This window comes from Sphaerospermopsis aphanizomenoides BCCUSP55, assembly GCF_001586785.1.
GTDB classification, from domain to species: Bacteria; Cyanobacteriota; Cyanobacteriia; order Cyanobacteriales; family Nostocaceae; genus Sphaerospermopsis_A; species Sphaerospermopsis_A aphanizomenoides_A.
In genome coordinates this window covers 1-14,983 of record NZ_LUFH02000129.1, presented here as the reverse complement: position 1 = coordinate 14,983, position 14,983 = coordinate 1, and the positions used below count along the sequence as shown (strand labels likewise).

The following is a 14,983-nucleotide window of genomic DNA, read 5'->3' as shown; positions in this document are numbered from 1 at the left end:
CCCAAATGGGGTAGAAGTGCAAACCGATAGCGTTAGAAGAAGGAACAACTGCACCGGAGATGATGTTGTTTCCGTAGATCAAAGAACCTGCAACTGGTTCGCGGATACCGTCGATGTCAACGGGAGGCGCTGCGATAAACGCAATGATGAAGCAAGTAGTAGCTGCTAACAGGGTGGGGATCATTAATACACCGAACCAGCCGATGTATAGGCGGTTGTTGGTGCTGGTAATGAATTCGCAGAAGCGATCCCAGACGTTGGCGCTTTGGCGCTGCTGGATGACTGTGGTCATGTGTTTATAATTGCTTTTTACTTATGTATGTTTTGGTAGGTGTTTCTACCTCATGAATTTATATTAAGCAAAATATTTCGATTTGTAAAGGGGTTTGCGTAATATTTTTTAATATTTTTCTCGCTTAACGATAAAACCTAGATATAGTAAGGTTTTCAGCCTGATATTTTTTTGTAAACATATTCCCTAGATAGTAAAAATGTTCTCATTTAGCCAAAAAATCGTTACTTACAGCCCGGCATATACTCTTGTTCCAACTTATGAATGTTTTAATCGCTGTAGTTACTGCAACTTCCGTGCTGAACCTGGTTCACATTCTTGGATGACCTTGGCTCAAGCAGAAGATATTTTATTACCGTTAAAAAATCAAAATGTCTGTGAAATCCTCATTCTCAGCGGTGAAGTTCATCCCCAATCATCTAGGCGTGAAGCTTGGTTTCAGCTTATTTATGATTTATGTGCCTTAGCTTTGGCAATGGGATTTTTACCCCATACTAATGCCGGACCACTGAGCTTTGCGGAAATGGAAAAGTTGAAAAATGTTAATGCTTCGATGGGGTTGATGTTGGAACAGTTGACACCCAATTTATTAAATACTGTCCATCGCCATGCACCCAGTAAACTACCCCAAGTGCGTTTACAACAATTACAATGGGCGGGAGAGTTACAAATTCCCTTTACAACTGGTTTACTTTTGGGGATAGGGGAAACTGAGGAAGATTGGTGGGAAACTCTAGCAGCTATTTCTGATTTGCATCAACGCTACCAACATATACAAGAAGTGATTTTGCAACCCCACAGTCCGGGAAGTCAGCAAACCTTTGACGCAGAACCTTTTAATCCCCATCAACTACCGCGAGTCATAGCTAAAGCAAGGGAAATTTTACCCGCAGATATTACAATTCAAATTCCGCCTAATTTAGTTAAAGATGAAAATTGGTTACTGGCTTGTTTAGATGCAGGTGCTAGAGATTTGGGGGGAATAGGTCCAAAAGATGAAGTTAACCCTGACTATCCCCATTTGCAGGAACAGAGATTAAGAGAAATTTTACAACCTGCGGGGTGGGAGTTAGTGCCACGGTTGCCTGTGTATCCTCAGTTTATAGAGAACAGGGTGTAGGGGGTAGGGGGTAGGGTGTAGGGAAGACAGGCTTGGACGGAGCTTGAACTCCCAAGGACGCTCGCGTTCTGAAAAGACGGGGCTTGTATGGCAAAGGTTGTTGGTTCAGGGGGCGACAAGCAAGGTAAAACCAAGATAGGTAAAGGGTTTAGAGTGGCAAACACCCAAAAAAATCGCGGATTTTTTGCTCATCTGATATCAAGTTATGAGGTTGTTATACCCCCGTCAAGCTTACAGCGATTTTCAGGTAAATGAACCACATTTTTTAATCTCACGCCAAGACGCAAAGGCGCAAAGGAAGAAAGGAAGATAACAAGAAGGATGTGGTACAAATACATGAAAACTGCTGTAAATAAGCCGAGATAATGCTTGAGTTGATAGTAGAGTTAGTCATGAAAAAACCCTACACCCCACACCCCACACCCCACACCCTACACCCCCAACGGCTTGCTCAATCCAAAATCGAGGACTTCTCGCCTAATTTTTACCGAAAATAGTTGATATATCTTCTGTTTGATGAATTACTTCCAGGTCTAGATCAGGTATGGGAGTATGTAATTCTTCCACTGCTTGAGGTGCAGAAACTTTGATATCAGCACCATTAATAATAGCTCCTAACAGCCCTAACTCACCTTCCACTAATTGATCAATGGCTTCAGTGAGCATATTTTCTTGTGTATAGTGAGGTCGCGCTACCAACACTAGACCATCACTATAGGGTTGGATTAATAATGGATCATTGGAAGTGCTGAGGGGATTAGTGTCTAAAATAACTAAATCGTAACGTTGACGAGCATCTTCTATCAAGCGGCGCATTTCACTGGATTCAATAATCGCAGCGGATTGTCGCACTGGTCCGGCACTAGGAACAATGTATAAATTTTCTACTTCAGGAACTAAACGAATACACTCACTCAAGCTGGAATAATAGAGCAGTGGTTCAAGAGTAGCATAGGAATCAGGAGCAACATTCAAAGATCCAGCACGGGAGGGCGATCGCAAATCTGTTTCGATAATCAAGGTTCTTTTGCCAGCCATTGCAGAAGCTATCCCCAGGTTATAAGCACTCAGTGTCTTACCTTCTTGACTACTGACACTAGTAATCAAGATTACTTTTACGTCGTTACCTCCAATGCGGCGCAAATTACTGCGAAACTTCTCATAAAACTCTAAATAAGGAGAATCTGGAGAAAGTAATGCTGGTAAGGCTTCTGCTTGTAAATCATCAACTGGGATCAAGGGCAATTCTCCCAGCAGTAGTACATCCCGCTGCTTGAGGCTTTCCCGAATATCTTCTTTGGTTTTGAAAGTTCCTTCCAGTGAACCCAACAAAAATATCACCCCTCCACCAATTACAGCACCCAAGAAACCGCCAATAGCCAAGGTGGCAGGTACGCTCTTGGGTTTAGGAACTATAGGTGTGGATGTTGGTGGTTTGGCCAAACTGAGACTAGTCACAGTTTCTGCTTCTGCGGATTGAGCATCGGTGAGCTTGGCCTGCATTTGGTCATACAGAGCTTTTTTAATGCTTAAAGTTTGTTCCAAACGCGATCGCTCTAACTGCTTATTGGGTATGAGAGCAGATTCTCGACGTAATTGCGCTTCCTGTTGAATTAGCTGTTTGAGTTGTTGTTCCAAGGTTTCACGCTGGGTTTGCAGAGCCACCATTTGATTTGCTAACGCCTGTCGTGTGGGATCTAAACTACTTTGAGTGCGAATACCTGTAACATTACCTCGTATCGGAGCAGCCATGCCGCCACCACCTAAAACCTCATTTGCACGTTGTTGCAGTAATTCTTCAGAAGCTTCTTTTTGCCGTTGCAGCTGAATCATTGTCGGATGTTCAGGCCGCAAATCTTTTCTCAACACTGCAATTTGTGACTCTGTTTGATAAATTTGCGATCGCAAGTTAGCAATAATAGGATCAGCACTCAACGCTGAGGAAACATAAGCCTGACCTACTGTTAAACCTAACTTATTTTCTAAAGAGCGAATTTGAGCATCAATTCCAGCAATAGTGAATTTAATTTCTCTTTGTTGTATTTTACTACTACTAATCCCACTCAGTAAACTACCATTTTCTGCTTCTACAATGGCTGGACTCTCCCGACGATCAAATTCTTCTAGTTTATTTTCAGCTGCTTGTAGTTCTTTCTTGGTCTGTGGCAAAAGCTCATTAATTTTGTTCATAATGGCTTTCAATCGACCGGTGTTAATGTCACCACTCAACTGCACCATTGCTTTCATCAATTCTACCACTACATCTCTGCCTCTGTTGGCATCACTATCTGAATAATAAATCGGTATGATTGAACTTTCCAATTTTCCAGATTTAGTTTTCTTCGGTAGAGCAATTTTCACACTTGAACGAATTGTTTTTGGTTTAACTTTTACTTTGTCTGCTACCTTCTGAATAACTTGTTCTGATAGTAAAACTTCTTCTGTTATATCTTGACCCTGTTGCTGAATATCACTAGCTGTTTTTGAGAAAGAAATTGGTGGAGCATTGTATGATACAGCCCCTTCTATTAGATAGGTAACTGGTGGTTCTGGTTGTATAGCCACAATTGTTGATCCAGCTACTACTAAACCAAAACTAGCAAGACCAATCCATTTATATTTTTCAAAAGAAATAAGATATTTTTTAACAATTGGTGGTGTCATAGCACTTAATTTGTTATATCGTGTTTAATATTGACAGCAGGTAACAATACAGCAGAATTCAGGAGTTAGGAGTAAAACTGGCTTGTTGTCCAGCTTTGAGTTTAGATTCTGTACCTTATTGATCTCCAATCTGCTGTATATCATGCCTCCTGCCTTTGTTAAAATTACCCCTAATTACTGCAAATAATCATATTATTTATTCGTCAATAAGCAACATTCATAATGTTATTAAATCTCAGCTACTTCTAGTTTAAATAATGATTTTTGAATACTTCCCTATTTAATTTGAATTTGAATTTGAACCACTACCAAACAAACCATTACCAAAGTTCTGAAAAAATTGCAAAAATGATTGTACATTAAAGTATGGTTGAGTAATAGTAGTAAGTAGATTTTGAAGTTTACCAATCAGGTTTCGGCCAACAACAATCACATCATTATCTTGAAGTGCTACATTTTGAGAAACATCACCAGCCAACACCTTTTTTCCATCAAGTCTTTGAGTCACCGCCTTACCTTGTTCCGGGTCAAAGCGAACTAAAGCAATATCCCGAAGATTAGCAGTGCTGAGGCTAACACCTCCCAAAATATCTATAAAGGTACTACCACTGGGCAAAGATTGAGTAATAATTCCTCCCGCAGTATAGTTTAAAATTCGGACTTTAATCTGGGGTACAACTAAATTTGAGCGTGCTACCAATTTGCGATCATAACCGTCATCTGTACCCAGTTCACGACGAGGAACAATGATTGCATCCCCATCTCGTAAGCGCAATTTAGGCAGTAAACCACCATTTTGCAAGGAAGCATATAAGTTAATATTTTGTGAAACTATAGAACCATCATTGAGCTGACGACGTACTTGGATTTCTCGTAAATCTGCTGTTAGAGTTGTACCACCAGCTAAGGGTAAAATATCCGTAATGCGTGCCGTTCCTGCCCCAGCAGCATAAATTCCTGGACGAAAAACTTCTCCAGTAATTGTAATTTGCGCTGGACGCGGTTGTGATAAGGATACTGCTACAGTATCAGTAGTAATAGAACTTAACGCGGAGGCAATTTTTTCCTGAGCGGCTTCCAAACTTAAACCTTTGATAAATAGTTGCCCCACTTGGGGGACAAGTATATTGCCGTCTTGACCAATTAAAGCTGAGAAACTTAAATTTGGACGTTCCCCAGCTAGTGATAACAATATATCTGGTTCAATTACATAACGATTTAAACTAGAGCGAATTTTTGCTTTTGCTTCTGGCAAACTCAAGCCTCGTAGAGATATAACTCCCAGTAAAGGGACAACAATATTTCCTTCTAGATTAATTGTGGCTTGAAAACTTAAATCTGGAAATCGCTGCACTGTCACACTAATAGTATCTCCAATTCCTAAACGGTATGGTCCAGGAGGACGCTGAACAACCACGCTAATTGAATCTCCCACATCCAAGAAATAGCGATCAAATAGTGCTGAACTTTCTTCCTTTGCACTGGGAGATACTTCCTGAATACTAGCTGGTGGTGTCGGAAATTCTACTGGAGATGGTTCTACAGATGGTAATGCTTGTGCTAAAACAGGTTGCATGGAGGTGATCAATCCCACACTGACCTGAAGAGAGACAAAAAACAAGGCGCTGAATGCACGTTGATGAGAATTGAATGCTATAAACATTGATGCAATTTTGTTAAATAAAATACTTTATAAAGCTACTGACATCAATTCAGTTTGCACTTTTTCACCCAAAGACTGAAGCTTTGACCAATTTGTTTCTGCTTCTCCGAAAGACTCCATAGGCATTAAAATACTTACAGCCACCCAAGGTACACGCTTTTTTTGCCACTGTGCCACTTGGTCTGATACAAACCATCTGACAGGTGATATAGTTCCCTCATTTGGCATCGCGTACCATTGTAAGACAGCAAAAGTTTGTTTTTGTGTCGTAGCCCGAAAAAATCTTGACTGGACTTTTGTGGTGCTATTTAACTCTTGGCTGGCAGGTTTTTTGACAGTAAATTCGGCAGTACGATATTGAGCCATATCCCACTTTCCCCAAGTTGTTTTCCCCCACCCACTCACATCTATCCATTCTACTTCTGGTTGATCTCGCGGACCATTTTGTGGTAGCAGCAGTAGTATAGCTTCATTTGCTGGATCTTTTTGTTTGAGTATCTGCAAAGACCATTTATGTTCACCAATTTGTGATTCTGACTGTTGAATAGTTTGCCAATCAGGAATATTTAACCCCACTTTACGGATATTTTTCAATTGATTGAGTTTAGCAACTGATGGTGGCTGCTGCCACGGCCATTTTCCCGTTAGGTATCCAGGAACTGCCCCCACTACTAACAGCAGTAGTAGTAATATCAGCACGACTACCTGACTCCTTTGCTTTTCCTGGAACAATTTGGATAAAGAACTCATATCATGTCCGTTTAATCACTTAATTCTTTATATCCTACACCCTTGTTTATACCTCTTGTGTTTCCTCATTTAACGGCATTGCTGGTGCGTCTGAAAAATAGCTATTGAGCGAATTCAGCAAAGGTATCAGTAATAACAGCATACAACCAGAATAGACATCCCCTCCCCAACCGTCATGTAGCCATTTAAAAGCTCCCTCGTTACCAGTACCGTGAAATAAGGTCAAGAAAGTGTTACGAATGATATTAGCAGTTACACTGATGAGGACGGCAATGGATAAAAAACTTAAAGTTATGCGCCGTGAAGATAAGGCTTCTGTCCAATAAAGTAGCATCAAACCCACATAAACAGTAGTAAACAACATTTTCAATCCGGCACAATAGGGGGCTACTTCCACAATTCGTCCACCCACGTATAAGTTGATTCCATCTACCACAACATTCATGCCAAACTGATTGAGGATAAAGGCTGCCGTACCAGCAATAAAACTTTGGAGGGGAAAGGTATAGGGAGCAATTAAGTAAGGTAATGCTGTCGGTGTTGCTAAAAATACTAATAAGAGAGGAAATCCTTGCAATCTTAAGCCGGGAATTCCCTTAAACCATAAGCATAATCCTGACAGGATGATGGGTAATGAAAGATTCACCCATTCAGCCACACCACTGAGGTAAAATATTACACCTATAATGAAGAAGGCAATGCTAATAGGATGATTAGTATTCGGTAGACGTTGCCACTGTTTCCGATTTGTCCAAGTCAAATAGCCAGCATAAGGTATACCAATCACGCCGTGACTAAAATATTCATGTTCTATGCTGATACTTTTGTACAACCAACCATCTACCCAATGCAACAATATAGGAGCATAAAGCAAAAGCACAGTGACCAAAATTCCTAAATTTAACAATTGGATTGTGTTGTACTTTTTAATTTGTTGTGTGAGTGCCATAGTTTTAATTCAAAATTCAAAATTCAAGATTCAAGATTCAAAATTCAAACTTTAAAAACTTTGTTTCTTGACTATCAAAGTTTAATGACTATCAATTTACGTTATTAGTTAGGAATTACGCAAAAGAACGAAAAAATAACGTTTTCGTAGGATAGGTGAATGAAAGGTAAAAACCCTACACCCTACACCCTACACCCTACACCCTACACCCAGCCATCACCAATCAATTCTGTGCGTAAGTCCTGTTAGTGATACTTGCAGAAATAGCAGTAACAACTTCTTGGATTTGGCTATTGTTTAAACCAGGGTACATGGGCAAGGATAAGATTTGTTGGCATAACTTTTCTGATTGGGGAAAGTCTCCTTGTTGATAACCTAAGTAAGTGAATGCTGGTTGAAAATGGCAAGGAATTGGGTAATGAATGCCAGTTTGAATTCCTACATCTGTCAATTGTTTTTGTAGTTGTTGACGCTGAATAGGACAGGAATCATCAATTTTGATGACATAAAGATGATATATGTGTCCTGTACCGCTTTGGTTGGACATGGGAATAATACCAACAGAAGCTAGAGGTGCTAGTTCTCTATCATACCTCTGGGCAATGGTCAGGCGATCGCTATTCCACTGAGATAAATAGGGTAATTTTTGGTGTAATACTGCTGCTTGCAAGGTATCTAAGCGGCTATTAGTACCAGGTTCAATATGCACATACTTTTGAGATGAGCCATAATTCCGCAACCGGCGCATTTTTGTCGCTACCTCCGGATCTCCTGTGACTACCATCCCTCCATCTCCTAAAGCTCCTAAATTCTTACTAGGATAAAAGCTAAAGGCTGCGGCTATACCCACAGAACCAGCACGATATCCTTCTCTTTCTGCCAGGTGTGCTTGGGCTGCATCCTCAAAAATTAAAATTTTGTGCGTATTAGCAAAGTCTAATAATTGACTTGGAGACACCATTTGCCCATAGAGATGTACGGGAATAATAGCTTTGGTTTGGGGGGTAATAGCTTTAGCAGCCGCTTGTAGGTCAATTAAGGCTGTTGTGGGATCGCAATCTACTAAAATCGGTTTAGCCCCAGCACTGACTACACCAATCAATGTGGCAATAAAAGTATTAGCTGGTAAAATTACTTCATCTCCAGCACCGATGTTACAAGCTTGTAGACCAAGGGCGATCGCATCGGTTCCAGATGCCACACCAATTCCATATTGTGTACCAGATGCTACTGCAAACGCAGTCTCAAAATCTGCTACAGCTTGTCCTAAAATAAAATCTCCTTTTACTAATACATCCTCAATAGCTTGTTGCAATTGAGTTTGAATTGGCTGATGTTGTAAATTTAGGTCTACAAAAGGAACTTTAATCATCATTGGGTTTTTTAGATAGGTAGTATCAAAATTTAAGTAACTCAAGTTGCTACTTATCTAGTTTAAGCAGGGAAAAAGGAAATTCGTAACTCGTAATTCGTAATAGTGCCTCCGGCACGCTGCGCGAACGTAATTCGTAATAGTGCCTCCGGCACGCTACGCGAACGTAATTCGTAAAGAAGGAAATAGGCCAGAGTTGATTTATTTTCCAATGTCAAATGCTCAATACCCACCCCAAACCCCTGATTTCTCGTTTCCCTTGCATAAGTCCTAATCAGATAGGATTACTATGTAAAAATCCTGAATTCATTTAAAATATCAGCACCAGTATTTTATAAATTTGAGATCCTCTATCACTAACTTCAAGAAATAGGTAAAAATTTTTTACCAAACTTGTTGATTGGAGATGAAATTGGGGAATCCTAAACAATAGGAAATAGTAACCTCATCAAAGCGGTTACATCACTGACGGTATAACTGTATGTAGGAAGTATTAAGGTAACGATGGTAATGATAGAGCCTGAAAATAAACTATTTGCCCCGGATGATGGTTGGAACTCTCTAGAAACAAAAGAACAAAAGCGCCTTAAAGTATTGTCTGGACTAGGTTTGCGTGAGCCAGAAACAATTCCTATCTTTGAAGAAGCCACTCAAACTGCTGCCCATTTCTTAGCCACAGAAATTTGCATTTTAGGATTTATAGATCAGGAAATTCACTGGTTCAAATCATCGGTGGGTTTATCAAGATTAGGATTGATGAATGATCTAGCACAAAACCGTCAATTGTTACGTAGGGAATCTTTTTGCACCCAAGTAGTAGAAAATTTACAAGTAGTAGTTATTCCTGATACAACAGATATCGCTAATACACAAATCTGCGCTAGTAAGTTAGTACAAAATTATGGCATTCGTTCCTATTTAGGAGCGCCATTAATTGATGCTTCTGGGTATTGCTTGGGTTCATTGGCAGTGATGGATCGCAAGCCACGCAATTTTACCGACAGAGACATTGAGTTTTTGCAAATTATTGCTCGTTGGTGCATGAGTGAATTTGAGCGTAACCAATTGTTACAAGGAAAATTACAAAAAAGCATTAGTAAAAATATTCCTAGCTTACCATTCCCAGAAGAACAGATAATTGATTTAAGAATTGCCCCACCTATTTTAGAACCAGTTTCTAATTCGACACAGCAAATTAAACTAGAACTATTAGGACAGTTAACTCAAGAGTTGCGTACTCCTTTAACCTCTGTAATGGGCATGGCTAGTGTGCTGGGAAGAGAGATTTATGGGCCTTTAACAACTAAACAGCGAGAATATTTAGAAATTATTCAACACAGTGGAAGATATTTACTTTCTCTAGTCAATGAAATTACTGAATTAGGAACATTAAGTGACACTTCAAATGAGTTGAATTTAGTTCCTGTTGATCTGGAAATGTTATGTCAACAAGCTATCAATACTCTGTCAGAAATAGCTGTACGTCGAGAACAAGATATTCGTCTATCCATAGAACCAGGACGCAATCGGATCTACTATCTGGATAAAGATAAGGTACGACAGATAATTTATCACCTGCTATTTAGTGTCATTCAACTTTCTGCTACAGGTAGTATTGTGAGAGTTCACGTTTCTTACAAAGAAGATTCAGTCTCTATTATTGTTTGGGTTTCGCATCCCTGGTTAGCAGATGGAGTCACTGAGATTGACTCTTACTTCCGCCTCGATTCTTTATCAATTCTGGAAATATTGAGTGACAGAGGCAAGTACAATATTCATCCAGAAAATCAGGAGCTTTTGCCTGATATACTGCACCAGTCAGTAACTTTGAGAGATGAGTCTTCAGAAATCTCCGTTGATAGTTCAAATCCAGATTTAGGCAATGCTATGGGTCATCTGTCTCGTGAAAAATTAGGTTTGTTACTTAGCTGTCAACTAGCAGAACTACACGGAGGAAAAATTTCTATTCAAGGTTCATCAGAATCAGGATACCGTTATGTGATTTCTTTGCCACTGCAATCGACAACTACCCCGGAAATTATCAATGATGTCTCATGATAGCTAGTAAATAGGTGACAGGTGACAGGTGACAGGTGACAGGTGACAGGTGACAGGTGACAGGTGACTGGCAAGAAAATTTTAGATTTTAGATTTTAGATTGAAATTGCTCAAAACAATCCAAAATCCAAAATCCAAAATCCTTTCATTGCATCACCAATTACCAATTACCAATTACCATTAAGACCAAGTTGTGAAAATAATATGTGCTAATTGGTGACAACGTTGGTTATGAATTTAGTTTGGCAAAGATTGACTTTATCCTCTCTACCGCTGAAAGAATATCTGTCTACTAGTTACCTGCATGGGTTTATGGTTGGATTGTTACGTCCTTGGCGGCAAACCAGTATTTTGATGCAGTGGGGAGATACAATAGCGGCTGCTCTGCTTAGTTTAGTATATGCTTTTGCGCCTTTTGTCTCCAGTAGTCTGATACTGGTGTTATTGGTGGCTACTATTGGGTTTTGGCTGTTGCTAACTTTATCCGATGACAAAATTTCCCTAGATGTAGCTTCTGTTACACCTATCCATTTACTAGTATTACTTTATTGGGGAGTTGCGGCGATCGCTACTGCTTTATCACCAGTGAAAAAAGCAGCATTAAATGATTTAGCAACGTTAACACTCTATTTATTGCTGTTTACTGTTTGTGCTAGGGTACTGAGGTTCTCCCGCATCCGGTCTTGGCTGATTACTCTTTATTTACATATATCGCTGATTGTCAGTGTATATGGCATCAGGCAATGGTTTTTTGGTGCAAAAGCATTGGCAACTTGGGTTGATCCAGAGTCTCCTCTCTCCAAAACTACAAGGGTTTACAGCTATTTGGGTAATCCCAATTTACTCGCAGGATATCTTCTACCCGCTGTAGTTTTGAGCTTGGTGGCGATTTTTGCTTGGCAAGGTTGGATCAAAAAAGCTTTAGCTGTAACAATGCTTGTTGCCAATACTGCCTGCTTGGTTCTAACTTATAGCCGTGGAGGCTGGATCGCTTTAGTGGTGGCACTTTTAACCGGAATGGCATTGTTGGTTTATTGGTGGAGTGTGGAAATGCCACCTTTTTGGCGTACTTGGTCACTACCAATGATTGTGGGGGGTGTGATTGGGGTCTTGGTACTGGCTGTGATTTTTGTTGAACCTGTACGTTTGCGGGTTGTCAGCATTTTTGCAGACCGTCAAGATAGTAGTAATAATTTTCGGCGTAATGTCTGGGATGCCGTTTTTAGAATGATAGGCGATCGCCCAATTATTGGTATTGGTCCCGGACACCATTCTTTTAACAAGGTCTATCCTCTCTACCAACAACCCCGGTATACTGCTTTAAGTGCTTATTCAATTTTTCTAGAAGTGGCTGTGGAAACGGGCTTTGTGGGTTTAGCTTGTTTTCTCTGGTTAATAATTGTCACCTTTAATACAGCATTTATGCAATTACAACGGTTGCGACAATCAAGAAGTGTTGAGGGATTTTGGGTAATTGGGGCGATCGCTACTTTGTTGGGAATGCTTGCTCACGGCACAGTTGATACTGTCTGGTATCGTCCCGCAGTTAATACCCTCTGGTGGTTTATGGTTGCTTTAGTTGCCAGCTACTGGAAACCTTTAGCTCAAACAACAAATCAACCTCAACCAGAACCCACAGCTAACTAAGTTTTTCAACCATTTGATATTTTTGGGCAGATAAGTCTGGTTGTCAGTATTATTTCTACTGACAATCGACTATTTTTCCGTAAATCGCCACGAACCAATCACACTCAGTATCTCCAATCCAAAATCCAAAATCCAAAATCCAAAATTCAAATCAATCCCTGTAACTCGTAGCCCCTGGTGCATTGGGGTCACGATAACGAGTAGGTTCTTCTTCACGCTTTTTACCTGCTAAACCAGCTAGACCTAACAAACCAATTAGTCCTAGCCATCCCCAATTAACATCATTGCGATCATTATAAACAGTCCTATTGGGTACAGCATCGGTTCTCGGTGCAGTTACTTGGGCTTGTGCAGGTAGACTTACAGGTAAAATTCCTATACTTAAAGTGAGAACTCCAGCGCCAACAGTTTTGGTGAAATTACTTTTCATTGTGAAAGTGCCTTATACCTTAATCAGATATTCACCACTGTATCTATTCCCAAAATCAGGTTAATCAATCTACAGCCATAAACTAGGTTTGTTCATAAATCAGGCTGAAGGTATATCTAAATCATTGACATACTACCCGCCCTAAAAGTGCGGATATTCTTTCTTTCAAACAACAGTTGCAGTTTTATACCGTCTTACACTATCTCGCCCAACAGACAATGCCCTGCCTGTTTGTACTATTGTATTCAGAAAGCCGTCTCCGGACGGGGAACCTCAAACCCATTTTTTCGGTAAAAAGTGGACAGCTATCAGGCATCAAACGGGAGATTCATACCCATACGGATATCTCAATAATTTTTCATAGCCCTTTGAATATCACGCTGATCTTGACGGCGTTTAATATCTTCGCGCTTGTCGTGAACTTTCTTACCTTTACCCAAGCCAATACTCACTTTTACCCATCCCCGCTTCAGATACATTTTTAACGGGATTAGGGTTAAACCCTGTTGTTCTACTTTACCAATTAGCTTGCGGAGTTCTTGACGATGCAGTAGTAATTTGCGTGTGCGGCGCGGTTCATGATTAAAATATTGACCGCTAGAAGTGTATGGAGAAATGTGTGCATTGATCAGCCATGCTTCGCCATTCCGAATCAACGCATAGCCATCTTGGAGATTAACTTTACCCGCACGAATAGATTTTACCTCAGTGCCTGTCAGCTGAATTCCCGCTTCGTAGGTTTCTAGGATTTCATACAAATAACGGGCTTGACGATTGTCGGTAATAACTTTAAAACCTTCGTTCTTGTCACTCATTGAAAATGTTGTTTGTGTTAAATAACCCCGATTCAAAAAAGCAGCTTTTTTAGCCTGTTTGATTATCAGCAAATCAAACCAACATGGTTGACATTTAATTCAATCCATAATTATAGCATTATTAATCCTTTGAATTTACAGCTGTGGACAGGGTGGTTAGGACATCAATTGATAATGAAACTCCAACTACAAGAGAGTTTTACTCCTAACTCCTGACTCCTGACTCCTGCTATACATTAATTTTTATGAAGACTTCCTAAGCATTTAAGATTTTCTTTATAAATCATCCCTGATGCAGTCATTAGTAGGTAATCCTGTCATAGTATGAAACATAAGAACACTATAACTGCTAGTGTCTGTTGGTAGTGTTAATCAAAAGCAAATTGCTGGGAAACAAAAATGCTAGGGGTGTACTGTTCATGGCCTTGAAAATCCTTGTAGTGGATGACGACCTGGGTACTCGTCTGTCCATTAGCGATTATCTTGAACTGTCTGGTTATTCAGTAATTATGGCTGATGACGGTCAAGACGCTTTGGCTATGGTAGAAGAGAATCATCCTGATTTAATTGTCACAGATATTGTCATGCCACGGTTAAATGGCTATGAACTGGTGCGTCGGGTGCGTCAACAACCTGAATTTAGGTTATTACCTGTAATTTTGTTAACAGCAAGAACTAAAACCCAAGAAAGAATTCTCGGTTATCAATCAGGCTGCGATTTATACTTACCTAAACCTTTTGAATTAGAAGAATTGGCAGCAGCTATTCGGAATTTACTAGAGCGATCGCAAATCATTCAATCAGAATACCGCTTTTCGCATCAAGAGCATTTAGATCCTGCCATAGCTGCAAAATCAGGAGATAGTTATCATTCCCTGTCTACTCAAATTCAGGCATCTGGACTACTCTTATCACTAACTACCAGAGAACAAGAAGTTTTAGAATTATTAACACATGGCTTATCTAATGCCGATATGGGTCATCAATTACACCTAAGTCCGCGAACAGTAGAAAAGTATGTCAGCAGTTTATTAAGAAAAACTTCAACGAGTAATCGAGCCGAACTTGTGCGTTTTGCAATGAAACACGGACTGGTGGAATAGAGTGATGAGTGCTGAGTGCTGAGTTCCGAGTGCTGAGTAAGAATTTGCTTCCCCTGCTTCCCCTGCTTCCGCTGCCGCCCCTGCCTCTTCTTCCTCCACACCCCACACCCCACACCCCAC

General features: G+C 40.2%; 11 protein-coding genes and 1 pseudogene. 4 read left to right on the top strand and 8 right to left on the bottom strand.

Translation table 11 applies throughout. From position 1 onward, the window contains the following. Positions 1-292: pseudogene (locus A0J48_RS23600) on the bottom strand (photosystem II q(b) protein); the annotation flags it as partial. A gap of 199 nt (positions 293-491) precedes the next feature. On the opposite strand from A0J48_RS23600, the gene cofG reads away from it, so the two are divergent. Continuing rightward, positions 492-1,412: a 7,8-didemethyl-8-hydroxy-5-deazariboflavin synthase subunit CofG gene (gene cofG, locus A0J48_RS23595; RefSeq protein ID WP_200327028.1), complete on the top strand. Its 921-nt coding sequence runs from the start codon at positions 492-494 to the stop codon at positions 1,410-1,412. A gap of 477 nt (positions 1,413-1,889) precedes the next feature. On the opposite strand, the gene A0J48_RS23590 is transcribed toward cofG, so the two are convergent. The 5 genes from A0J48_RS23590 to A0J48_RS23570 all read right to left on the bottom strand — a co-directional run bounded on the left by A0J48_RS23590 (position 1,890) and on the right by A0J48_RS23570 (position 8,813). Further along, positions 1,890-4,076, bottom strand: a complete 2,187-nt coding sequence (locus A0J48_RS23590) for a GumC family protein (RefSeq protein ID WP_200327027.1) — start codon at positions 4,074-4,076, stop codon at positions 1,890-1,892. 280 nt (positions 4,077-4,356) lie between these two features. Continuing rightward, entirely contained in the window at positions 4,357-5,739 is a 1,383-nt protein-coding gene (locus tag A0J48_RS23585; RefSeq protein ID WP_200327026.1) for a polysaccharide biosynthesis/export family protein, read from the bottom strand. Positions 5,740-5,766: 27 nt separating this feature from the next. Then, positions 5,767-6,489, bottom strand: a complete 723-nt coding sequence (locus A0J48_RS23580) for a cyanoexosortase B system-associated protein (protein ID WP_200327025.1) — start codon at positions 6,487-6,489, stop codon at positions 5,767-5,769. Between the two features lie 46 nt (positions 6,490-6,535). After that, complete coding sequence (gene crtB / locus A0J48_RS23575; RefSeq protein ID WP_200327024.1) at positions 6,536-7,438, bottom strand: cyanoexosortase B; 903 nt, start codon at positions 7,436-7,438, stop codon at positions 6,536-6,538. A 223-nt stretch (positions 7,439-7,661) separates the two neighbouring features. Next, the gene (locus tag A0J48_RS23570) at positions 7,662-8,813 is read right to left on the bottom strand and encodes a DegT/DnrJ/EryC1/StrS family aminotransferase (protein ID WP_200327023.1); all 1,152 of its coding nucleotides are present in this window, start codon (positions 8,811-8,813) and stop codon (positions 7,662-7,664) included. Positions 8,814-9,320: 507 nt separating this feature from the next. Here A0J48_RS23570 and A0J48_RS23565 point away from each other — a divergent pair. Both A0J48_RS23565 and A0J48_RS23560 read left to right on the top strand, forming a co-directional pair. After that, entirely contained in the window at positions 9,321-10,868 is a 1,548-nt protein-coding gene (locus tag A0J48_RS23565) for a GAF domain-containing sensor histidine kinase (RefSeq protein ID WP_200327022.1), read from the top strand. Positions 10,869-11,099: 231 nt separating this feature from the next. Continuing rightward, on the top strand, positions 11,100-12,515 hold the full coding sequence (locus tag A0J48_RS23560; RefSeq protein WP_200327029.1) for an IctB family putative bicarbonate transporter: 1,416 nt from the start codon (positions 11,100-11,102) through the stop codon (positions 12,513-12,515). 151 nt (positions 12,516-12,666) lie between these two features. On the opposite strand, the gene A0J48_RS23555 is transcribed toward A0J48_RS23560, so the two are convergent. Both A0J48_RS23555 and smpB read right to left on the bottom strand, forming a co-directional pair. Continuing rightward, positions 12,667-12,945 carry a WGxxGxxG family protein gene (locus A0J48_RS23555; protein WP_200327021.1) on the bottom strand — a complete coding sequence of 93 codons (279 nt, stop codon included), beginning with the start codon at positions 12,943-12,945 and terminating at the stop codon, positions 12,667-12,669. Positions 12,946-13,292: 347 nt separating this feature from the next. After that, the gene (gene smpB / locus A0J48_RS23550) at positions 13,293-13,760 is read right to left on the bottom strand and encodes an SsrA-binding protein SmpB (protein ID WP_200327020.1); all 468 of its coding nucleotides are present in this window, start codon (positions 13,758-13,760) and stop codon (positions 13,293-13,295) included. A 419-nt stretch (positions 13,761-14,179) separates the two neighbouring features. Here smpB and A0J48_RS23545 point away from each other — a divergent pair, with 419 nt between their 5' ends. Next, positions 14,180-14,863: a response regulator transcription factor gene (locus tag A0J48_RS23545; protein WP_200327019.1), complete on the top strand. Its 684-nt coding sequence runs from the start codon at positions 14,180-14,182 to the stop codon at positions 14,861-14,863. Positions 14,864-14,983 lie beyond the last annotated feature (120 nt).